The organism is Nocardia callitridis (genome assembly GCF_039543305.1).
In the GTDB taxonomy this organism is placed as follows: Bacteria; Actinomycetota; Actinomycetes; order Mycobacteriales; family Mycobacteriaceae; genus Nocardia; species Nocardia callitridis.
The window spans coordinates 15,767-38,966 of the sequence record NZ_BAABJM010000003.1 but is presented as its reverse complement, the minus strand read 5'-3'; the positions used below and the strand labels follow the sequence as shown (position 1 = coordinate 38,966).

The 23,200-nt window shown below is 65.8% G+C and carries 16 protein-coding genes; 5 read left to right on the top strand and 11 right to left on the bottom strand.

Features of this window, described 5'->3' with window-relative positions; translation table 11 throughout:
- Nucleotides 1–11: 11 nt before the first annotated feature.
- On the bottom strand, nt 12–6,410 hold the full coding sequence (locus tag ABEA50_RS17770) for a type I polyketide synthase (protein ID WP_345496661.1): 6,399 nt from the start codon (nt 6,408–6,410) through the stop codon (nt 12–14).
- 259 nt (nt 6,411–6,669) lie between these two features.
- Between ABEA50_RS17770 and ABEA50_RS17765 the strand changes: the two genes are divergently transcribed.
- Nucleotides 6,670–8,901, top strand: a complete 2,232-nt coding sequence (locus ABEA50_RS17765; protein WP_345496660.1) for an MMPL family transporter — start codon at nt 6,670–6,672, stop codon at nt 8,899–8,901.
- Between the two features lie 377 nt (nt 8,902–9,278).
- A complete protein-coding gene (locus tag ABEA50_RS17760) occupies nt 9,279–10,595 on the top strand; it encodes an alpha/beta hydrolase-fold protein (protein ID WP_345496659.1) in 1,317 nt (438 codons plus the stop codon).
- A gap of 37 nt (nt 10,596–10,632) precedes the next feature.
- Here the strand turns inward: ABEA50_RS17760 and ABEA50_RS17755 are convergent, their stop codons facing one another.
- The 4 genes from ABEA50_RS17755 to ABEA50_RS17740 form a co-directional block, all read right to left on the bottom strand.
- Nucleotides 10,633–13,008, bottom strand: a complete 2,376-nt coding sequence (locus ABEA50_RS17755) for an FdhF/YdeP family oxidoreductase (RefSeq protein WP_345496658.1) — start codon at nt 13,006–13,008, stop codon at nt 10,633–10,635.
- A gap of 292 nt (nt 13,009–13,300) precedes the next feature.
- Nucleotides 13,301–13,855: a hypothetical protein gene (locus tag ABEA50_RS17750; protein WP_345496657.1), complete on the bottom strand. Its 555-nt coding sequence runs from the start codon at nt 13,853–13,855 to the stop codon at nt 13,301–13,303.
- A gap of 187 nt (nt 13,856–14,042) precedes the next feature.
- Complete coding sequence (locus tag ABEA50_RS17745) at nt 14,043–14,648, bottom strand: hypothetical protein (protein ID WP_345496656.1); 606 nt, start codon at nt 14,646–14,648, stop codon at nt 14,043–14,045.
- 64 nt (nt 14,649–14,712) lie between these two features.
- Nucleotides 14,713–15,381 carry a TetR family transcriptional regulator gene (locus ABEA50_RS17740; RefSeq protein WP_345496655.1) on the bottom strand — a complete coding sequence of 223 codons (669 nt, stop codon included), beginning with the start codon at nt 15,379–15,381 and terminating at the stop codon, nt 14,713–14,715.
- Between the two features lie 182 nt (nt 15,382–15,563).
- On the opposite strand from ABEA50_RS17740, the gene ABEA50_RS17735 reads away from it, so the two are divergent.
- Entirely contained in the window at nt 15,564–16,901 is a 1,338-nt protein-coding gene (locus ABEA50_RS17735) for an alpha/beta fold hydrolase (RefSeq protein WP_345496654.1), read from the top strand.
- A 126-nt stretch (nt 16,902–17,027) separates the two neighbouring features.
- Here ABEA50_RS17735 and ABEA50_RS17730 read toward each other — a convergent pair whose 3' ends face one another.
- From ABEA50_RS17730 to ABEA50_RS17715, 4 genes are read right to left on the bottom strand one after another with little or no spacing between them, the layout of a single operon-like run.
- Complete coding sequence (locus ABEA50_RS17730) at nt 17,028–17,213, bottom strand: hypothetical protein (protein WP_345496653.1); 186 nt, start codon at nt 17,211–17,213, stop codon at nt 17,028–17,030.
- A gap of 26 nt (nt 17,214–17,239) precedes the next feature.
- Nucleotides 17,240–19,591, bottom strand: coding sequence for an ABC transporter permease (locus ABEA50_RS17725; RefSeq protein WP_345497134.1), 2,352 nt, complete (start codon nt 19,589–19,591; stop codon nt 17,240–17,242).
- A 5-nt stretch (nt 19,592–19,596) separates the two neighbouring features.
- Entirely contained in the window at nt 19,597–20,346 is a 750-nt protein-coding gene (locus tag ABEA50_RS17720) for an ABC transporter ATP-binding protein (protein WP_345496652.1), read from the bottom strand.
- Nucleotides 20,309–20,935 carry a TetR/AcrR family transcriptional regulator gene (locus tag ABEA50_RS17715; RefSeq protein ID WP_345496651.1) on the bottom strand — a complete coding sequence of 209 codons (627 nt, stop codon included), beginning with the start codon at nt 20,933–20,935 and terminating at the stop codon, nt 20,309–20,311. The genes ABEA50_RS17720 and ABEA50_RS17715 overlap by 38 nt, the downstream gene beginning before the upstream one ends.
- A gap of 383 nt (nt 20,936–21,318) precedes the next feature.
- Here ABEA50_RS17715 and ABEA50_RS17710 point away from each other — a divergent pair, with 383 nt between their 5' ends.
- Nucleotides 21,319–21,495 carry a hypothetical protein gene (locus tag ABEA50_RS17710; protein ID WP_345496650.1) on the top strand — a complete coding sequence of 59 codons (177 nt, stop codon included), beginning with the start codon at nt 21,319–21,321 and terminating at the stop codon, nt 21,493–21,495.
- 166 nt (nt 21,496–21,661) lie between these two features.
- On the opposite strand, the gene ABEA50_RS17705 is transcribed toward ABEA50_RS17710, so the two are convergent.
- Together ABEA50_RS17705 and ABEA50_RS17700 are read right to left on the bottom strand one after the other, a co-directional pair.
- Entirely contained in the window at nt 21,662–22,126 is a 465-nt protein-coding gene (locus ABEA50_RS17705) for an NUDIX hydrolase (RefSeq protein WP_345496649.1), read from the bottom strand.
- A 33-nt stretch (nt 22,127–22,159) separates the two neighbouring features.
- The gene (locus ABEA50_RS17700) at nt 22,160–22,663 is read right to left on the bottom strand and encodes an LGFP repeat-containing protein (RefSeq protein ID WP_345496648.1); all 504 of its coding nucleotides are present in this window, start codon (nt 22,661–22,663) and stop codon (nt 22,160–22,162) included.
- On the opposite strand from ABEA50_RS17700, the gene ABEA50_RS17695 reads away from it, so the two are divergent.
- On the top strand, nt 22,635–23,018 hold the full coding sequence (locus ABEA50_RS17695) for a hypothetical protein (RefSeq protein WP_345497162.1): 384 nt from the start codon (nt 22,635–22,637) through the stop codon (nt 23,016–23,018). The genes ABEA50_RS17700 and ABEA50_RS17695 overlap by 29 nt on opposite strands.
- Nucleotides 23,019–23,200: the final 182 nt, after the last annotated feature.

The following is a 23,200-nucleotide window of genomic DNA, read 5'->3' as shown; positions in this document are numbered from 1 at the left end:
ACGACTGTCGGTCACGCCGGGGCCCCCACCGGCACCGCCGCTGTCGCGGACGCGTCGGCGATCAGCGCGGCCGGGTCGGGCGCCGAATGACCGTTGGCGGATTCCGCGGCGAGGATCAACTCGGCCACCTTGGGACCCGCCTGATCCAAGCTGAACGACCGGCCCATCTGCAGCGACATCAGGTCGATGCCGAGCGACTTGGTGACGCGGGCACCGAGTTCCACCGCCATCAACGAGTCCAGGCCCAACTCCGGCACCGGGACCGTCATGTCGATCGAGTCGACCGGAACACCCATGACAACAGCCAATTCCTCGGCCATCTTGCGTGCCACGAACGTTCCGCGCTTGCCCTCCTCGATCGCGGCCACCTCGGCACGCAGCTGCGCCAGCTCCGAGGTGTCCTTGGCGGAAACCTGTGCGAGGTCGATCGTGCGACCGGTGCGGGTGAGCTGCGGGAAGGTACCGGTCAGCTTCGCCCAGTCGGTCGGGATGATGCCCGCGCGGGAAACATCGAGGCGCAGCGCCTGTTCCAGGTAGGCGGTGGCGTCACCCATGTCGATCGGGTCGAAGCCGACCAGGTCGAGATACTTCACCGCGGTCTCGTCGGCGGCCATGCCGCCGCTGGCACCGGAGAGGTGACCCCATCCGACACACAACGCACGCTCCCCGGCCCGCGCCCATTCCTGGGCCATGGTCTCCACCGCGATATTGGCGGCGCAGTAGTTGTACTGACCGTAGATGCCGTACATGGAACCGCCGGAGGAGCAGAGCACGAACATGTCCAGCGAGATTGCGGCGTCGGCCACCGCCTGGTGCAGCACCCTGGCACCGTGCACCTTGGGTCGGTAGACGACGTCGAGTTCCTCGAAGGTCATGGCGGCCAGTCGATTATCGGCGACCGAACCCGCGGCGTGGAACACCCCGCGCAACGGATGCTCGGCAGTGTGCGCCCGAGCGACCAGCGCCGCGACCGCCTGCGGATCGGTGACGTCGGCGCGCTCCTCGATCACCTCGACATCGTTGGCCAGCCAAGCCTCCACCTGCCGTCGCGCCTCCTCGGTGTTCGCGCCGCTGCGCGAGACCAGGACCAGCCGTCGCGCACCGCGCAACGTCAGCCAGCGTCCGAGGGCCATACCGAAACCACCGAAACCACCGGTGATCAGATATGTTCCCGCGCTGTCGATCTCGACATCCGGCAACGACGGCCGGACCGCGGGCAGTGCCGAATCCATCCGCAGCGCGATCCTGGTCAGACCGGTGGAGCGGATGGTCTCCTCGAACGCGGTGGCCACATCGTCGGTCTCGAACGCCCGGAACGGCAGCGGCTTGTAGATGCCCGCCAACACCTTCTCGTAGACCCGCTGCAGCAACGCGATCAACCGCTGCGCGTCGACCGCCACCAAGCGGTCGAGGTCCATGGAGAAGTACGCCACGTTCTTGTCGAAGTTGGCCAGCTCCAACAGCCCGCCGGTATAGATGTCGGCCTTGCCGACCTCGACGATGCGACCGAATTCGGCCACGGCGTTGAAGTTCTGGCGCAGGATCTCGCCGGGCGCGCTACTCACCACCACCTCGACGCCCTTGCCGTCGGTGAACTCGAGCACGTCGTCGACGAAGTTCAGCGAGCGTGAGTCGATCGCGTAATCGGCGCCGAGCGAGAGCACGTGCGCACGCCGTTCGTCGGTACTCGCGGTGCCGATGATGCGCGCGCCCCGCTCCTTGGCGACCTGGATCGCGGCCGTGCCGACACCACCGGCGGCACCGTGGATCAGCACCGTCTCCCCCGGTTCCAGCCGAGCGAGATCGTGCAGCGCGTATTCGGCGGTACCGAACGCGATGGTGCTGGTGCAGTATCCCGGATCGATGTCGGGCGGCAGCGGAATCGCGCGCGGTCGATCGACCAGCACGAAGCGCTTCATCATGCCCTTGGTGGCGATCGCGACCTGGTCACCGAGCGCGATGTCGGTGACACCCGATCCGATGCGAACGACCTCGCCGACACCCTCCATACCGGGGACGGTGCCGAAGTAGGTCGGCGCGAGTTCACGCTCACCGAGCAACCCGATGACCTTCAGTGGGTCCTTGTAGTTCAGGCCGACGACCTTCATCCGCACCTCGATCTGGCCCGGTGCCGGATCGGGGCGCACAGCCTGCCGCCATGCGAGCGCCGAAAGCACCCTGCTGCGCGGCATCTCGATCTCGAAGTTGACCTCCGGGTCGGCGAGCGGTTGCGCGGTATCCAATTCCTCCAGCCGGTCGGGTAGCGGCTTGGTCACCAACGGTGCCCACCGGACACCGGAGCGCAACGCCACCTCATCGGTGTTGTCGGTCCAGAATGCGCCCGGCACAGCGAGTTCGGCGATCAGTTCGGCCGTCGTCGTCGCGGACTCCACGTCGATCAGCCGCCAGCGCAGCGCGGTCTGCTCGTTGAGCAGCACGCGACGCGCGCCGACCAATGCGGCCTGCTTCGTGTCGGCCGAGGCGGGGTGGTCGGGCACCGTGAATCCGTGCTCGGTGACCAGCGTCGCGTGGCATTCGCCGTCCTCGAACACGCCCTTCGGCCCCTGCTCGGGGGCTTCGGGGTGCGCGAACGCGTCGATGGCGACCGCGACCTGCTCCAATGTCCACAGGTCGGCGACATCGTCGGTGACGGCGCCCGCGACCACGACGACGTGCAAGCGGTCGGTGTCGTCGGACTTCGCGGCCGTCAACGTCTCGGTAAGTCCCGCCGCCGGTTCCTGGCCCGCTCGGCCCGCGAGGTGCAGCCGGGCGCCGGGGACAGCCTCGGCCAACGCCTGCGCGCGACCCTCGGCACTGCCCAGTGCGACCACCACCGTGCTCACCGAATCCTGCGGTAGCGCTGCGGGATCGAGCGGGTCGCGCTGCTGCATGGTCTCGGTGTAGAAGAAGTCGGCCATCCGGCGCAGGGGGTCCTGGCCGGGGGTGAGCGCACCGATCTGTAGGCCGCTCAACCGCATCACGAGGTTGTGTTCGTCATCGAGCAGGTCGACGTTGGCACGCAGCTTCGCCCGGGGATCGCGCCGCGCGACCACGGTGATCCGCTCGGGCAGCGGCGCGACCAACCGCACCGCCCCCACACCGACCGGCACCAAAGTGCCCTCGTCGATCCGGGATTCGGCGAACAGCAGGGCCGCGGTCTGCATCGCGGCATCCACCACTGCCGGGTGGGCGAGGTGACCGGAGTCCACGGCGATGCTGGCATCGACCGTCGCGATCACCGCGTCTTGGCCGACCCGCGCGGTGAGCACGCGCTGGAAGGACGGGCCGTACTGCAATCCGGCCGCGGCGAGGCCGGTGTAGAACATCTTGGGGTCGACGTCGATCCCCGCGTCGGCACCGATGTCCGGGAGCGCGACCTTGGTCTGCTTGTGGCTTCCGGTCAAGGTGCGCCCGGACGCGTGCAGGGTCCACGCGGTGCCGGTGGCCGAGCGGGAACGGATCTGGAAGCGCCCACTCGCCTCCTCCACGGTCAATGCGACCAGCGGCACATCGGGCGCGCCCATGATCAACGGCGCGACGAAACGGACCTGCTCCAATCCGACGCGCTCGACACCGAGTTGTTTCGCGGCGGCGCTGAGCGCCGCGTCCAGATACGCCGCACCCGGCATGATCTTGACCCCGTTGACCACGTGATCGACCAGCCAGGGCAGCAATTCGGTGCCGACCTGCAGCAACCAATCCGGTCTGCCCTCGATGTCCGGGTCGCCGAGCATGGCGTAGCCGCCCGGCGTGCCGAGCCTGGCCTGTTCGAACATCGGCAACGGTGAGTGCAACCTGGTGCGCTGCCACGGGTAGCGCGGCAGCGGTACGTGCGCGGTGGCACCATCCTCGGGGGGAAACAGCGTGTCGAGGTCGAGTACGCCCGCGCTGTACAGACCGATCAGCGAGCGGCGCACGCTGTCGGCATCCTCCTGCTTGCGATCCAGTGTCGGCACCGTGGTGCCGTTGACGTCCGCACCGAGCAGCGTTTCCCTGATGTTGCCCGACAGCACCGGGTGCGGGCCGACCTCCAGGAAGACCCGACGTTGCGCGCTCAACTCGACGATGGTGTCGGCGAAACGCACCGGCTCGCGCACGTTGGCACACCAGTATTCGGCGTCCCAGTCGCCCGCGGTCACCTCGGCGCCGGTCACCGACGACATCAGGGGAATGGTCGGCGGCTGCGGATCCAGTTTCGCGAGTACCTCGCGCAGCTCATCGAGGATGGGGTCCATGAGTCGGCTGTGATAGGGCACCTCGACGCGCAGGCGGCGTGCGAAAATGCCGTCCTCGGTGAGCTTTTCGGCGATCTCGTCGAGCCGGTCGATATCGCCGGACAGCGTCAGCGAGCTCTTGCTGTTGATCGCGGCGATGTCCACTCGGTCGTCGTCGGCGATGAGTTCGCCCGCCTGCTCGGGCGACATACCCACCGCGAGCATGCCGCCGGTACCCGCGGTCGTCGCCTGGAGCCGGGCACGATGGTAGGCCACCAGCACCGCGTCACTCAGCGAAAGCACACCCGCGATGTAGGCCGCCGACACCTCGCCGACACTGTGGCCGACGATCGCCGCGGGTTCCACACCGTACTGCGCGAGCACGCGCACCAATCCCACCTGCACCAGGAAGTTCGCGGGCTGCGCCACCTCGGTGCTGGTGACCCGCGACTCTTCTTCAGGCTTGCGCAGTTCTTCGATGATCGACCAACCCGCGACCGCGCGGAACTCGTCGTCGATCAGCTTGGCGGTGTCGGCGAAAACCCCTTCGGTGGTGAGCAATCCGCGCGCCATGCCCCACCACTGCGGGCCCATGCCGGAGAACACGAACACCGGCTCGGTGGTGCGCGCCACGATGGTGCGAACCGCGTCGCGCCCCTCGCCACCGGCGAAGGCACGCAACTCGTGCAGGAGGTCGTCGGTGTCACCGAGCAGCATGCCGGTGCGGTAGTGGTGGTGGGCCATCCGCGTCCACGCGGCCTCGGCCAGACGCTCCGGTTGCGCACCCGCGGTGATCAGATCGGCGAACCGCCCGGCCAGCGCGCGGGCCGCACCGGTGCCGCGTGCCGAGATCGGCAGCACACCATAGTGTTTCGGCTCCTTTGCGGCCTCGACGACCGTGCTCGGCTGATACTCCCGCAAGATGGCGTGCGCGTTGGTGCCGCCGTAGCCGAAACCGTTCACCGCCACCGACATCGGTGCGGCGTCTTCGGCCAGCGGCTCGGCGTCCACCTGCACGTGCAGGCCCAACTCGTCGAAGGGAATATCCGGGTTGGGCTTGTCGATCCAACCCTGCGGTGGAATGGTGCGATGCCGGATCGCCAGCGCGGCCTTGATCACGCTCGCGATACCCGCGGCGGCCTCGGTATGACCGATCGTCGACTTCACCGAGCCGACACCCAACGATTGTGTTCGACCGGAAGGCGCCCCGAAAACCTTACCGAGCGCACGCAATTCGACCGGGTCACCGACCAGGGTTCCGGTGCCGTGCGCCTCGACATAGGTGATCGACTCCGGCGGCAAACCGGACCTGACACACACCGCGCGCGCCAACGACTCCTGCGAATCCGCGTTGGGCACGGTGATCGCGGTGGTGCGGCCGTCCTGATTGGAACCGGTCGCCTTCACCACGGCGTAGATGCGGTCGCCGTCGCGTTCGGCGTCCTCGAGCCGCTTCAACGCGACCATGCCCGCGCCCTCACCACGGCCGTAACCGTCCGCGGAAGCGTCGAAGGACTTGCAACGACCGTCGGTGGCGAGGAAGCCACCCTTGCACATCAGGACGAAGGTCTCCGGCTGGAGCATCACATTGACGCCACCCGCCATCGCCACATCGCAGTCGCCGTTCGCCAGCCCCTGGCAGGCCAGGTGGAAGGCGACCAGCGACGACGAACACGCGGTGTCGACCGTGATGGCCGGACCGACCAGGTTGAGTGCGTACGCGATTCGGTTCGACAGCATCGTGTAGGACGCACTGGCGGGGGTGTGCATATCGGTGTGGAACAGCGCGGGTCCGACCACGCCGATCACCGACTGGTCCACCACGAAACCGCCCACGTACACACCGACGGAACTACCGGCCGCGTTGCGCGCGATCCCGGCGTCGTCGAAGGCCTCCCAGGTGACCTCCAGCATCAAGCGCTGCTGCGGGTCGAGCACGGTGGCCTCACGCGGCGAGATGCCGAAGAAATCCGGGTCGAACTCCCACGGATCGGTGGTCATGAACGCGCCGTGCTTGGTGTAGCTACGGCCGGGTGTTCTGGGTTCGGGGTCGTAGTAGCGACGGTAGTCCCAGCGATCGGCTGGCATCTCGACCACGCCGTCACGTTTGTCGAGGACAAAGTCCCAGAACGAGTCCGGCGAGTCGATTCCGCCTGCGTATCGACACCCTATCCCGACAATTGCGATGTCCGACATCTAGTTCCTCCCGAGCCGGATCAGATTGTGCGCCACAGTTTTTCGGCGACACGTGAATATAGATTCGCCGATAGACCGCATCGTAAACGCGCGTTTCAGATCCGCGCTACATGGATCGGACAACTCACAAATCCACGACAGTAGGATTGTGGATTATTGAACTGTCGAGCAATCTCTGTGCGTAATCGATGACGATTGCTTACGTTCAGGTGTCCGGCACCCCGGTGCCCGGCCAGCATTTCCCATCGAGAGGACGACAGTGTTCGGCGAGTTCAGCCGTTGGATCGATCTGATTGTCCGACGGCGATTCACCGTCCTGATAGTCGTGGTCGGGAGCCTGCTCGCGCTCGGCGGCTACGGGCTGGGGCTGGGTGAGCACCTCAGCGTCAGCGGATGGGACGACCCCGGTTCGGAATCAGCGCGCGCTGCCCAACTCCGCGACCAGGCGTTCGGCGCCGATCATGTCGCCGACCTACTCCTCGTGTTCCACGCGCCCGCCGGAAAAACCATCGATGACCCGGACTTCGCGGCGACCGTCGTGGACCATCTCGACAGCCTGCCCGAACGGTTCCCCGACCAGATCGAACGGATCAACGGCACCTACTGGGAGACGAAAACCGGACTGGCCGTACCGGACATCTTCGGCACCGAGCAACGCGATCAAGCCTTCGCCTCGGTAGCCATCCGCGGCAACGACGACACCACGGTGCTCGACAACTATCGCGATGTCGCCGAGAGCCTGCCGATTCCCGGCGTCGACATGGAAATCGCGGGCGGACAACCGGTGACGCGCGCGCTCAACGACACCATGGCCCACGACCAGCTTCGCATGGAACTGGTCGCGATCCCCGCCGTGGCCGTGCTGCTGTTCTTCCTGTTCGGCGGGGTGGTGGCGGCGGCACTTCCGCTGATCGTCGGCGGGCTCACCGTCCTCGGCGCGTGGGGCGTCGTCCGTTTCCTCACCACCTTCATGGAGGTGAACTCCTTCGTCTCCCCCGTGGTTTCGATGATCGGCCTCGGCCTGGCGATCGACTACGGGTTGTTCATCGTCAGCCGGTTCCGCGAGGAACTCGCCGCGGGCAACGAGGTACCCGCGGCGGTGCGGCGTTCGGTGGCGACCGCGGGGCGCACCGTGGCGTTCTCGGCGACCATCGTGGTGGTCGCCTCGGGTGCGATTCTGCTGTTCCCGCAGGGGTTTCTGCGCTCGTTCGCCTACGGCGCGATGGTGACGGTGCTGCTGGCGGCGGTGATCTCGGTGACGGTGTTGCCCGCCATGTTGGCTGTCCTCGGTCGACGCGTCGACTGGTTGGGGCTCAATCGGTTCCATTCCCGCCGCGCGGACACCGACCAACGCGCCAACCCCTGGGGGCGGGTCGCGGGCTGGGTCATGCGCCGGCCGATCACCGTCGCGGTGCCGGTGGTGGCGATCCTGGTGCTGCTCATCGCCCCGATCCGTGACGTCGCCTTCGGTGGTATCTCCGAACGTTTCCTACCCCCGGACCACCCGACTCGGATGGCGCAACAGCACTTCGATGAAACCTTCCCGCTGCGTCAGATCAGTCCGGTCGATCTGGTGGTGATCACCCGTTCCTCCGCCGATATCGACGCGGTGCTCGATACCGCCAACCAGGCACCGGGACTACAGGCACCGTTCCCCTCGGCCTTCGCTTCACCCTCGCAACTGGGCGTGTTCACCACCTCGACCGTGGTCGCGGACGCGCACGACGCGGGCGAGACCATCGACTATCTGCGCGCTATGCCCTTGCCCGACGGTGCGATCGCGCTGGTCGGCGGCCAGCCCGCAGCCGAACGCGACAGCGTCGACGCGTTGCTGAACCGGATGCCGTGGGTCGTCGCACTGGTCTTCCTGATCACCACGGTGCTGATGATCCTGGCCTTCGGTTCCCTGATCCTGCCCTTACAAGCCGGGTTGTTGAACCTGCTCGGCCTTGGTTCCACCCTCGGCATTCTCACCTGGATCTTCGTCGACGGACACGGCGCGGACCTGCTGGGTTTCACCCCGCAGCCGATCATGGCACTCGTTCTGGTGCTGATCATCTCGGTGATCTACGGCCTTTCCACCGACTATCAGGTGTTCCTGCTGGCCCGCGTCGTCGAAGCGAGAGCCAACGGCGCGAGTACCACCGACGCCGTCCGCACCGGCATCGCCCGCACCGGCTGGATCATCACCGCCGCCGCCCTCATCCTGCTCGTGGTCTGCGGCGCCTTCGCCCTCTCCGACCTGGTGATGATGCAATACATCGCCATCGGCATGGTCGCGGCCCTGTTCATCGACGCGACCATCCTGCGCATGGTCCTCGTCCCGGCAACCATGCGGCTGTGTGGTGATTTCTCCTGGTGGGCACCACGGTTCTTACGCCGCACCACAGCATCCACCGAGACAGTCGAATCCCCGCCGCCCCGCGCGGAATCCGACGAATCGGCCGAGAAACACAACAAGCCCTTGGCCGAAACGGGTCGACGCCGGTAATACGGGACGCGACCGGCCGCCACCTGGAACAAGTGGCAGTCGGTGTCGGTTGCCGCCTTCGGATAAGCACAGCACAGATGGCGAACGGTTTCGTCGGTGGCAGCGGCACCGTGCGGAAATTCTGTGAGCGCGTGCGAAACCCGCGTCCTGGACTCCGTCGAACTGGCGGGGCTGATCCGCACGCGGAACTGTCTGCGGTGGCAGAGCACGGGCAAGCTACCGGGCCGATCCGTCGGCATCTTATGGTGCCCCTCCCCGACCTTGCCTAGAGTTCCGGAGGAGCACCGAGTAATACGGCGTCGTCCGACAGCTGTATGAGCTTGCGCGACACATCATGCGGGTGCACGGTTCGCAGATCAACGACATCGGGAGTGGCCATGGCCGACAGTCCACGTATCGAGCGGTTCATCGCCGAGCACGCACGAGACCCCGAGGCCGCGCTCGACGCTCTGGTCGCGGATCTGCGGGCGGCTCAGGGACCTCTGGTCGAGCAGGTCGAGGGGACCGACCAGGTGCGGGTGAGCTTCGTCTATATCGGGGAGGCCGACTCGGTGTCGTTGGCCTGTCAGCTGTTCCCGGTGTCCCCACCCATCAAAATCGTGGAAGAGCTGCGCCGAATCCAGGACACGGGCGTCTGGTACGCGAGCATCCTCGCCGACCCCCGCAACAGCGTGCCCTACCAATTCCAGTTGGATCCCCCCTCGATCGGCACCGATTTGGCGCAGGTCATCGCGCTCATGAGCGATGAGACCGGGTTCGCGGCATACATGAAGGCGACCTTCGACTCCGGACGAGCCGACCCCTTCAACCCCGACCGCGTCTACCCGTTGGCGGGTCTGCTCGGTGGCGACCCCGAAGGTGTCGCCACCGCGGACCGGTGGGAGTCGGTCCTGACGCTGCCCGACGCCGAAACTTTTTCCTCCCTGGACGGCGGGCCGCTGCGCGGCAAGCTCGACACCCATTCGTTGAACGCGCAGGCGTTGCCGGGCGAGCGAACCGTGAGCGTCTACACCCCTCCGGGATACGACGGTTCGACGGCGTTGCCGGTCGTCGTGCTGCTCGACGGCGAGATGGCGTTGCGGTCGGGGCGCCTCGACGAGCAGCTGGACCGAATGATCGCGGACGGGACGATCCCACCGGTGATCGGGGTGTTCTGGGCCAATCTCACGGTCGTCTCCCGCATGACGGAGATGGCATGCGACCCGGCCTTGCCGACTGCCATCGCCGACGAGTTGTTGCCGTGGCTGCGCGAGAACTACGCGGTCAGCGCTTCTCGCGAGGATGTCACCATCGCGGGGATGAGCTTCGGCGGTTTGGCCTCGGCCTGGCTGGCGTTGGAGCGGCCCGACGCTTTCGGGGCCGCACTGGCCCTCTCACCATCGCTGTGGTTCGCGCCCGCACCCACCTCCCCTGACGAAGAACCCGAACAGCCACAGTGGCTGACCCGTCGCTACGCCAGCAAGCCGACTGTCGATGTACGCCTATTCGTGTCCGTCGGCCTGCTGGAGAATTCTGCGCTCCCGGTCCCAGGTCCCGAGCCGCTGACGATGATCAAGGCGGCCCGGAATTTCCGTGACCTCGTCCTGCGCAAGGGATATGACCTCGTCGGCTATCGCGAGCAGCCGGGAGGGCACGACTTCGTCAACGTGAACCGAGTGATCGAACACGCTCTTCCCGCTCTGTTGCGGCGCTGAGGCGCGGCACGGACGGCCACCCGAGTTCGCGCAGTGCTCAGGACAGGTGGTGTAGCTGCGGGACCGATTTGTGGGACCAGTCGGCGCCGAGGTCGCTCTGGCCGAGTTCTTCCGGTGCGGGACTGTGCTCGGCGCCCACGGGTTCGAGTGCGACGACGATCGACTTCGAGGTAGGACAGTTGCTGCCTATCGCGGTGGAGTCCAGTGGCACAAGGGGATTGGTTTCCGGATAGTAGGCGGCGGCGCAGCCGCGCGGGATGGCGTATTCCACGATTCTGAACGAGGGCGCTCGGCGCACACACGTGTCGCCATCCCATCTGGTCACCAGGTTGACCATGTCGCCGTCGTCGAAGCCGAGGGCGGCGATGTCGTCGCGGTGCAGGAACACCACGCGGCGGCCACCTTCGATGCCACGGTAGCGGTCGCTCAACCCGTAGATGGTGGTGTTGAACTGGTCGTGACTTCGGAAGGTCTGCAAGATCACGTGGCCGGGAGGCACCTGGAGCACCTCGATCGGCGATACCGCGAATTCGGCACGACCGGAACCTGTTTCGAAGGTGCGCGAGTCGCGCGGGGGGTGCGGAAGAACGAAACCACCGGGCCGACGGACATTGACCTCGTACCCCTCGCAACCGGGCACCACCCGCGAAATGTGTGCCCGGATGGTGGCGTAGTCGGCGCGCATCCCCCGCCAATCGATGCCGTAACGATCACCGAGCGTCGCCTCCGCGATGCGGGTGATGATGCCGACCTCGGATTCCAGGTGCGGACTGGCGGGAGTCAACGGCCCTCGGGACGCGTGTACCGAGCAGGTCGAGTCCTCGACCGAAATATATTGCGCCCCACCGGCTTGAATATCCTGCTCGGTCCTACCCTTGGTCGGCAGGATGAGCGCGGTCTCCCCGCAGACCAGGTGCGAACGATTGAGTTTGGTGGAGATGTGCACGGTCATCTTCGTCTTGCGCAGCGCCGAGGTGGTCACGGCCGTATCGGGTGCCGCCTGCACGAAGTTGCCGCCGAGACCGAGGAAGAACTGCGCTCTACCGTCGCGCATCGAACGAATGGAATCGACGGTGTCACAACCGTTTTCCCGAGGCGGGTCGAATCCGAATTCCCGCTCGATGGCGTCGAGGAAATGTTGGGGCACTCGCTCCCAGATGCCCATGGTCCGATCGCCCTGCACATTGGAATGCCCGCGCACCGGCAGCAAACCCGCACCGGGCTTTCCTATATTGCCCTGTGCCAGTGCGATATTGGTGACCTCTTTGATCGTCGCCACCGAATTGCGGTGTTGTGTCAGTCCCATCGCCCAGCAGAACACCGTCGCCTCGGAATCGCGCAGCATGCGTGCCGCTTCGGTGATCCGCCGACGCGAAAGTCCGGTCGTGGTGGTAACCACCTCCCAGTCGATCTCGCGAACATGCGCCTGCCACTGCTCGAATCCCGAGGTGTATCGGTCGAGGAATTCGTGGTCGAGGGCGTCCCACTCCACCAGCAGCGCGCCGAATGCCTGCAACAACGCGAGATCGCCGTTGATCGCGATCGGAAGATGCAAATCGGAAAGGTCGGTGCCAGAACCGATCACACCGCGCGCGGCCTGCGGGTTCTTGAACCGCACCAGACCGGCCTCACGCAGCGGATTGATCGTCAGGATTTTGGCGCCGTTGCGTTTGGCCTGCTCCAGCGCGGTCAGCATTCTGGGGTGATTGGTGCCGGGGTTCTGACCTTGCAGAACGATCAGTTTCGCGGCGTAGACGTCGTCCAACGTCACGCTGGCCTTGCCGATACCGATCGACTCGGCCAGCGCGATACTCGTGGATTCGTGGCACATGTTCGAGCAGTCGGGCAGATTGTTCGTGCCGAACGCCCGCGCGAACAGTTGGTAGGTGAACGCGGCCTCGTTCGACGCACGGCCCGAGGTGTAGAAGATCGCCTGGTCCGGGCGCTCCAGCGCGTTCAATTGGGCACCGATGAGCGCGCTCGCCCTGTCCCAGCCGATCGGGACGTAGTGCGTGGCGCCTGGCCATTTGACCATCGGGTGGGTGATGCGGCCCTGTCGACCGAGCCAGTGCTCGGTGTGACTGTCGAGATCCGCGATGCTGTGTCTTGCGAAGAAATCAGGGGTCGCGCGAGTGCGCGTGCCCTCTTCCGCGACCGCCTTGGCACCGTTCTCACAGAACTCGGCGAAGGAACGTTCGCCGGGTTCGGGGTCCGGCCACGCGCAGCTCATACAGTCGAAACCGTGGGCCTGGTTCAGCTCGCGCAGCGTCTCCGCGGAGCGAACCACACCCATACTCTCGAACGAGCGTGTCAGCGACACCGCGACCGCGGGCACCCCCACCGCGTGATCCTTGGGGGCTCTGACCTCCAGGTCGGCCTCGTCGTAGTCCCGCTTCTCGTGGTTTCCGCGCATACCCGTGACCTCTCCTCAGTCGTCCGGCGCGCGGCCGAACGGTGATACAGACATCAGCGCTCCGTAGCCTCAGCCTCCCACGCCGAGGCCGGTTTGCCCAGGAACTCGGCATTTCGCCGTGCTGGCCGCAGATCGGGTTCTCCGCCGCGCGCCGCGCGCTGTCCGCATGGCGACGGGTGCACCGCCGATGGGGTGGACGAACGGCTCGTCGCTTTTGGCCGAAGGGAATCGACCACCCGCACGCAATACGGCACCGATGGCCGCCCCGGAGAAGTCACGGGTGGTCAGATGGTCAGAGAAGATTGCCCGCGTCACACAGGCTTACCGAGCGCCACGAGGGTCCCGGCTGTTCGGCATCGGACTCGAAACGCCAATCACTCACCGGCGCAGCGGCTTTCCAGTAGTGCATGCCGGCCGCGTCGACGACGACGGTGTACACGTCCTCGCGTCCCTCGATCAGCTGGCTTCCGACGCAGTAGTCGGTGTAGTCGGTGCCGAATTGCCAAGCGCCGCTGCTGAACAGGCCGGTGGGGTTGCGGGTGGCACCGGTGTTTTCGACCGTGCTCGGGCCGTCGACGGGGCCGCCGCGGACCCATCGCGGCGCGTCGGGACGCTCGGTGTCACAGGTGAAGCTCCACCCGCCCGCCGAGACGGTGGTGCCGGGCGCGTGCGCGTTTCCTGCCCACAGGCAGGGCGGGGCAGGGTGGCCGGTGCTCGCGGTGGCTGTGCCTGCGCTCGCTATGGCGCCGGTCAGTAGCGCGGCGCCCGATATGAACGCGACGGCAGTCTGCCGCGCTTTCGATGCCTGGCGTCTGGTCGGGGAATGGATTCTGGTCCCGGTGTTCATCGTCTTCGCCTTTCGTGGCGGTGTCCGGAATACATGGGTGCGACCGCGCGAACCCCGAGGAATCGCTCAGGTCCGCTGGTCGCGAGCTGACGGTGCGGTACCCGCGGGGTGGTGCTACTCGCCCGGCCGCATGCGGGCTCGATTGCCGACCGAAGCGAACCGCGGCGACATGCCGAATGCGCTGGGCTCAGCAGAATTTCGCGTGCGGCTTGCAGACGGTCCAGCCGTCGCCGTCCGGTCGCGCCTGCCGCGTCCAGGTCTGCGTGCCTTCGCCGCTGTTCGGCGGCGTTTCGGCGGACTCGCGTTGCTGATCGAAGTACCGACGCCGGTTGTCGCGATACTCGGCGGAACGGCGCGGGTCGGGATCGGAATGGTGGTGGCCGCGCGGGTCGATATGGCGCCAGCCGGTGTTGTCGCGGTCGCCGCGATCGCGGTCGGATTGGCTGCGCGCGCTGTCGAGACGGCCGGGTTCGGCGACCGCGACTCCCGCCGTCACCGTGGTCGCCGCGAACACTGCCGCTGGCAGAATGGTGAACACCGCGGGCCACCGGTTCCGATGACCCCCGGTCTTGTCGTAACGGGTGGCGCCCGCTCTTCGCCGCTTCGCGGTCGTCTCGGTCCGTCGAACCGAAAGTGCTTGTCCCATGGCCTCATTGCCCCTTTGTCCGTGCGCTCGCACGCAATCAATGACAAAGTCAATGTTAAGTAAAGAGAAGGTAATGTCAATCGAACAACCGGGGGTACATACCGCCCGAAAACCAACCTCGAACTGGGGGTTTACCGGAATAACCACGCAATATAGTTTTTTCCTGAGATTTTGCCGAAGGACCCCTTGACAACAGCCGTCCGCGGCGGGTTTACCGCCGTCGGTCGCGCGGCCCGTACGGGCCGACGAGCGTGGGATCCACCGGCCGGACCGGAGCGCCCTGCCGTGCGGAGTCATCCGAACATGCTGCGGCAGCGAGTGATTCGTTGTCGCTGGTCAATCGGAACACCGCGCGCTCCAGGATCGGCAGGAACTCGGTGATCGCGAGGTTCCTATCGACGAACCGACCGATCAGTGCGTAGAACATGTTGGCGAGGACCAGCCCGATGTCGGCCACGTAGTCGGGGTCCGCGTCGGCGAAGAGCGCGGCGGCGGCGGGCAGGATCGCACCGACCCCCTGCTCGTCGAGCCGCTGACCACCCGACCCCGTCCGCGCACGGTGGTAGGCCTCGAGCATCCTCGGATGGCGTTCCCACGGCTCGACCACATACCCCAGAATGCGCATCAATCCGTCGTGCAGCGACTCACCTCGGCTCGGCGGCTCCACCGCGGCGTAAGTGTTGGTGGCCATCCACTGCTCGACCGCGGCGACGATCAACTCGTCTCGCGCGCCGAATCTTTGGTAGATCGTCGCGATGGAAACCCGCGCTCTGCGCGCCACTTCGCGCAGCTGAACGGCGTCGTAACCGTCGGACTCCAACAGTTCGAGCACAACGGCGATGATCTGTTTCGACGATTCCTCTTCCCGTATCCGACCCACTTCGCTACGGTAACCCGGTTATCGCAGTTACCGAGTTACTACTGAGCAGTAAAGACGCACAGCAGTTGCTCGCACGACGGCGGACGGACGCGACCACGCGAGAACCCATCGTCGGAAGCGTCGGACCGCTCGATCGCACTCGCGCACCGATGCACGAGTGGATTCCGCACGGAGAGAAGACAATGCAACACCTGCCCCGCCAGCATCCCCATCCGGCAACCCGACGCCGCCGCACCGCGACGCTGGCAACGATCGCCTGTTCGGTCACCTTCGCCGCGACCGGCCTCGTGGCACCCGCTGCCGAAGCGGCGCCGGTGAGCGCGTTCTACACTCCGCCCGCCGACCTTCCCGCCGAGCCCGGCGCGATCGTCAAGACCCAACCCATGCCGGTCTTCGCGGCGCCACCGGGCGCGGGCGGCGCGTGGCCACAGACCGCACAGTTGGTGATGTACACCTCGCGCACCCAGGACGGGTCGCCCGTCGCGGTGAGCGGCACCTACCTCGAACCGACCCAGCCGTGGCAAGGCCCCGGAGCACGGCCGACGGTCGTCATCGCTCCCGGCACCACCGGACAGGGCGACCAGTGCGCCGCATCGGTCGCGTTCTCCACCGGCGTCGCCTTGTCGGCGGATCCGCCGTCGGTGTCGGCGAATCAGGAGGCGCTTTCGGCCGCGGCGTGGAACAGTCTCGGCGCGCGCGTGCTCGTCACCGACTACATCGGACTCGGCACTCCGGGTATCCACACCTACGTCAACCGCGTCGAGGAAGCACACGCGGTACTCGACGCCGCCCGCGCCGCCGAAAACCTTTCCGGCACAGGCCCGGACACACCGCTGGTCCTGTGGGGTTACTCGCAGGGCGGTGGCGCGACCGCCGCGGCCTCCGAACTGCAACCCGACTACGCGCCGGAACTGAACCTGAAGGGCACATGGGCGGGCGGCCCCACCGCCGATCTCACCGAGGTGGTTCGCCAAATCGACGGCAACCTCATCGGCGGCGCCATCGGCTTCGCCATCAACGGATTCGTCGAACGCTATCCCGCACTGCGCGCAACGCTCGAGGAGCTGACCACCCCCGCCGGTCGCGCCACCCTCGACACCATCGGCACCGAGTGCATCGGCGACATCATCTTCAAACAGCCATTCCTGCGCACCAATTCCTTCACCATCGACGGCAGGCCGCTGCTCGACCATCTGCAAGCCATCCCGGAAGCACAGCAGATCCTTGCCGATCAACGCATCGGCACACTGCGCCCGCAGGCTCCGGTCCTGATCACCAGCGGCCGCAACGACGACACCGTCCCCTACGGCCAGGCCAGGCAACTGGCCGAAGACTGGTGCGCCAAGGACGCGACAGTCACCTTCCGCACCAACCCCCTGCCGCCGATCCTGCCCGGCACCACCATCGCCAACCACTTCGGCCCCGAAATCATCGACGGTTTCGGCACAAACAACGCCGTGTCTTACCTGGTTGATCGGCTCGATGACAAGCCGATCAGCCCCGGCTGCACATTCGACTGACCGCCGGGTGGTCGCAGTCGCATTCGGCCACAGCGGGTCTCGTCTACCCTCGGGACGACGAGACCCGTGCGTCACGAGCGAGGCCGTCCCCGGGTGAGCACGGCACCGGGAGCGAATTGCCGGACATCAAGCGGAATGTCCTGGTTGTGGTGCCGGTCCGACAAGGTGCATGGTTACCTTCAGCGCGCCCTCGCCGCGGGAGTCGACGAGGAATCCGAGTCCGGCCCGGTAAAGCCAGATCGGGGCGCGGACCAGCCATCGTGTCTGCAACACGCGGGCGCCGATCCGTGTTGCGAGGTTTATGTCGGTCACGTCGCTGCTCCGCGAGGGAAGTTGGGTCATTGGGCTCGTTCGCGGACGACGCGGGCGATATCGATACGTTGGACGAGACGGGCGGCGGGTAGTTGTGAGAGGGCGGCGGCCGCGAGCACGGCTGCTGCGGCGAGTAGCAGTGGTGTTATGCCGATGGATAGGCTGATGTCGAACATGTCGCTGCGGAATGAGCGCAGGAACATCCACGCGGCGAAAATTCCGGCGGCGATTCCTATGGGCACGGCAAGCAGCGTTGCGGCGAGGTTTTCGATCGCCAGTGCCGCGGTGAGTCGGCGCACGGAGACACCCGCGGCGCGCAGGGTGGCCAGTTCGGTGATGCGTTCGGCGAGGTTCACGGTCATCGTCACGTAGATGACGGTGAAGGCGAGGGTTGCGCCGAGGATCAGCATGACCGCGATGAATACCCAGAGCAGTCCGAGAAATTTGTCGACTTGGTCTTGTAGGGCGTGGGTGTCGGTATAGGCGACGACGCCTGGTTCATCGGTGATGGTGGCGCGTAAAGTCTTCCGGTCGGCGCCATTGTCGAAGCGGAGCAGGTATCCGGTTTGGGCTATCCCGCCGATCTCGTGTGCGGTGGTATCGGTCGCGTAGGCGAATGTGCCGAGTGGTTCGTCGAGGAAACCGGCCAGACGTTCTGGGTGGGGGGTGCCGAAAGTTGGTGTCACGGTGATGATATCGCCGATCCGGACGCGGAGTTTTGTGGCCAATTGGGCCCCGGCGAGGATCCCGTCCTCAGACAGGCTCGGTGTGTCGCCGTCGGGGGTTCGGAAGCCGTGCATCGTGGTCTTCGGTGGCAATCCTGTCAGCGTCGTCGTGTAGGACCGGTCGCCTGCGGTCAGGGTGACGGGCCGCAGTGTGCTCGGCTCGACTCCGGTGACTGCGGGGAGCGCCGCAAGTCGCGAGGTGAGATCGTCGGTTCCGGATGCGACGAGAACGGTGGCGTCTTCACGTTGTACTTGCCCGAATTGGATGTCGAGCATGGTGCGCATGCTGGTCAGCATGCCGACCGAAGCCAGGATCACCACCAGCGCCAGCACGGTCCCCGTCATGGTCGCCAGCGTGCGGCGCCTGCCTCTGATCAACGACCGCAACGCCATCCGCCCTACAACCGGAAGGCGATGCCAGCGCGCCGAGAGTCGGGTGAGCCGTCCCGCCTGTGCGGACTGCAACCCGTCGCCGCGCATCGCTTGCGCGGGTGCGGTGCGGGCGGCGGCAATGGCGGGGGCCAGGGCGGCGATGACTCCGGTGATCAGTCCGAGCGTGAATCCGATGAGTGCGGTGGGGATTCGGTGGTCGACGACGGTGTCGGGAATTCCGATTTCCTTGGTGTAAGCGGCAGTAACGGCGGAGGTGGCGAGGAAGCCGCCGAGAACTCCCATCAGGGCACCGATGCCGGTGATGAGGAGGCCATAGCGCACGTAGTGGCCGATCACGCCGCGGCGGCGCGCACCCATCGCGAGCAGGGTGCCGATGAGCGGGCGTTCGGCCTGAACCAGCCTGGTGATCAGCACGTATTCGGCGATGGCCGCTGCCACCAGGAACATCGCCGGGAATCCGACGGCGATTTCGGAGAACCCATTGAGGTCTTCACGCAGCACGGCGTTGGACGGTTGCTCGTCCTGCGGCTCTACCGCACCGGCACCGGCCGAGCGCAGCATGTCTACCACCCGGTCCCGGTCTGCGGTCGTTGCGGTGGAGGACATTTCGACCAGCGTCTGATTCGCCTGTGGTTGTCCGGACAGACGCTGTGCGTGGGCCTGTGGCGCGAACACGACCGCGAATGCGTGTGGGTCGCCGAGGACGTCCTGGCGGCTGCGGGCGGGCCACAGGTACTCCGCCGATCGTGCGACTCCGCTGACCCTCACCTGCTGCCAGGCACTGCCGTCGAAGACCTGCAAGCGACTGCCGAGCGTCAGGCCGAATGTCTCGGCGGCATGGTGCTCGACGACAACCTGATCGGGCCGATCGGGCACGGTTCCCGCAGTCAGATCGATGTCGTCGACACCGCCAGCCCCTGCTCCCGGGAGTCCCACGACTCGACCGACCAGCTTGGTGCCGCCGATCGACATCGGCACATCCGCCTGGGTGCGCGCCGCGACGCGGTCCACGCCGTCGGCGGCGCGCACCGCGGCGGCGACGGCTGTCGGGTCACCACCGAGCGCGGTGTAGTCGGCCAGGTGCAGCCGGTCATAGGTTTGTCGATAGGAGGTTTCGAGGTTGCGGAACGAGTCGTAGCTCGCCACATACAACAGCACACCGAGCAATACCGTCACCGCGATCGCGGCCACCTGCGCGACGCGCCGCCGCAGGTCACGCAGAATCTTCTTGTCGAGCACCCGATTCGAAGGCGCCAACATCGCACTCACCACCGAATCGTGGCCGCGTCGGCGGGTTCGGCATTGACATCACTGGATACGACCCGGCCGTCGCGCATGCGTACGACGCGGTCGGCGATCTTCGCGGCGACTTCGTTGTGGGTGACCATGACCACGCCGCGTCCGGCACGGCTGGTTTGTTGGAGGAGTCCGAGTACTCCGCGGCCGGTCGCGACATCCAGTGCGCCGGTTGGTTCGTCGGCGAGTAGTAGATTCGGATCGGTTGCCAATGCCCGCGCGATCGACACCCGCTGCTGCTGTCCGCCCGACAGTTGCGCCGGGAAATGCTCGGCCCTGTCTGATAATCCGACCGCCGCCAATAGTTCGGGCGCCTTGCGGCGGTCACCGCGACCGGTCAGTTCCATGATCACTTCCACGTTCTCGCGCGCGGTGAGGGTTGAGATCAGGTTGAAGAACTGGAACACGAACCCGACGTGCGCGCGCCGGAATCCACCGAGGGATGCCGGATGAGATCCTGAAATATCCTGACCCGCAACGACTATCGAACCGCTGTCGGCGGCTTCGATACCGCCGACGACATTGAGCAGGGTTGTTTTCCCCGAACCGCTGGCCCCGAGTACCGCGACCAGTTCACCTGGTGCGATGTCGAGGTCGATATCGGTGAGGGCGTGCACTGCGGCTTCGCCCGCACCGTAGGTTTTGCACACTCCACGCAGGGTGATTCCGCCCCGGGCATGGTCAGTCGCGGTTGCGCTTGCCTGCTGATGTGTGGGCATCGCAGTTCCCTTCGCTCGTACCGCTTTCGGTCAGCCCGGTCGCCCGCAGCAATGGGCCCGTCACATCCACCGACCTCAGGGCGGGGTCGATCAGTCGGTGCATTATCAGTCCGTCGATGAGCGCCAATACCACCGTCGCGGTGGCCTCCGGATCGGTGACGAGCCGCTGGTCGCGGAACCAATCCGTCAGCGCGGTCCTGGCTTCCACGACGAATCGGCGCAGTTCGTCGCGCAGTCGTTCGTGCCGTGTGGCGGCCAGCATCATTTCGCTCATGGCGACGGTCGTCGGATCGGTCGCGGTGTAGGAGCCGATGGCGGCGAGGATCTGGGCCATCGCGGCCGGTCCGGACGCCGCGAATACCCCGGTCATTACATTCGCGTATTCGGTGCGTGCCACCTGTAAGGACGCATCGATCAGCAGGTCGGTCACCGAGTGGAAGTGATAGTGCACCAGCCCGGGGCGTAATCCCGCGCGTTCGGCCACCATCCGCGTGGTCACCGCACCCCAGCCGAATTCGGCGATCGAGTCGGTCGCCGCCGCCATCAATCGCGCGCGGGTCTCTTTGCCCTGCTCAGCTGCCGTGACCATCACGTCCCTCTCGTCGAGCGATTGGACAATCGCCTAGGGCGTATGCCCAATCTAACCCCAATAGTGGCACACTGCAATAGTTGCTATAGGCAATTCATCGGGCCACGTCGACGCCCGCATGATGGAGGGCCGGTCGACCCGCTACCGGGTAGGTGCCTGACCCGAGCCGAGACCATGACACGGGATCCGATGAGCACGGTCAGTGCCTGGCCGACATCAACTCGGGGCGGGACATCGGTCTCGTCCGGGTTCGGTCGATCATCCGGGCATCAGGCTCGGGGCGTCGGCCGCACCGGTCCAGCCACTGCGGCACACCGAGTCCAGCGATGCCGGGCCAGCGCCGCGAACCTGGCGTTGGCGCCGAGCCACATACCGTCTCCTTGGTGGTGCGCGGCCCAGCGGTGAAGGACCGGTTCCTGGTCATGGACCGCAAGACCGGAGAAGCCTGGTGGCAGTACGGCGCCCGACAAGAATCCGCGGAACAGGCACGTCAGAAGCGAATGACACCGGAACGGCTCCGTGAACTAACCGCACGCCTGTCTGAATGGGATGTGCTCTAACCCAGCCGCATCCCACTGATAAGCATCGATGAACGCTTCGAGATCCGCCAGGGTCGGGAGTGGGGCGCTCTGGTGTCGTGCGCACCGAAGCGCCCCGCTCGCCGAATTCGGCGAGCGCGAGGTAACCGACGCAGACGACGGAACCATCCGTGCAGCTGTCATTTGACTACCAGCCGTAGACCGAAAATGGCTGTCCTGCTGCGATATATGCCATCGCGGCGTGGCAGTACCCGATCATATGGTCGGGCAGCGCATCAATCGCGAACCACCGGAGTTCGCCGCATTTGTCGGGCTCGCGGTTGTTCGGTTCTCCTTGCCAGGAGTCGACGGTGAAGAAGAACGCCATCCGTCCCCCGGACGATGAATTGTGCATGACGTGGCTGAACTGCACGTCATCGGCAGCAATGACAACGCCGATCTCTTCCTCGGCTTCGCGAAGCAGCGCGGCCACCACGGATTCATCGGCTTCGAGATGACCAGACGGCAGATGCCAAGAGCCGTCTTTGAAACCGGTGTTCCGACGCTGACCGAACAACACCTCCTTACCGCTGCGCAGGACAAGGTGAACATCGCCAGTTACCCTGTGCCGCTGGGGTTTTGTCCGCGCTCCAGATGTTGTCGCGACGCTCATATGCACACCTACCTTCCGCCTCGATACGGTGGTCTACTGCATGGATTCGTGAACAATCGGATGAAATGAAACGACCCTATTCATCGGCGCAGGACCGGACCATACGCCCCACGCATACCGCTGCGCCATCGATGGACATAGCGTCGGCCGAACCACGTGACCGACTACCCGGTCGCTCATCTCGCCTGGGAGACCCAGCCCAGCCGGAAACGGCCTGCTCCGCCGCTCTTCACCGGTACGAGTCCGTCTGATGGGTACCTCGGAGCAACCACCGGCGGCAGTGCGGAGAACGCAGAGCTGAAGATGCAGGTCGCGTTCGCAAAAAAAGTTGCGACCTGGTGTGAAGGCGTCCACAGTGCTCGCATCGAGGACGTCCGGATAGCCGAGCGGTCCCTGCTCTGCGCCAGTGTCATTGAACAGGCCCAGGATCGCACCCTGAACGTTGTGTGCCCCGGTCAACGCGAACCAATAGATCGTCGAGTGCTGGAATTCCTGACCACCGGCGACGGTGGTTGATTCGAACAGGGAGGACGCCATCGCGCGGGCGATCGCCGAAGCCGACCGCACTGGTCAGGAATCGAAGGTGATCATCAGTACCGAATGGAAAGTCGTGGCAGGTGACAACTCCGACCAAGTCCAGGCACTCGGACGCTACAGCCTGTGTTCGACCACCGCAGTAATCGCACAGCCAGGACCTGCCGGAGGGCACCCCATTCAGCTTCGCCAGGAGTCACGCGTTTACGACGTGTACGATTTCCACTCGGGCGACGACTACGGCAACCTCGCGCAGCACGCCGTCAACATAGCGGTCGAAGCCCAGCAACTCGGCATTGCCAAACCGTTTTTGGACTACGGTTCGGGAACTGTGAAGTCCTGGACCGGGATCCGGTAGGACCGACCGAAAATGCCAGTCAGACGAAAGCGATAGCCAAGTGAACACACCCCACGCACGCACGTCACCACGGTGGAGCGCGGCGTGGGGTGTGGGCGCAGGGTTCTTGATCGCGCTCTTCGCTTTCATCCCTGGAGCCTTCCACCTCCAACATGTGATGGACGTTCCCCCGATCAATCCGA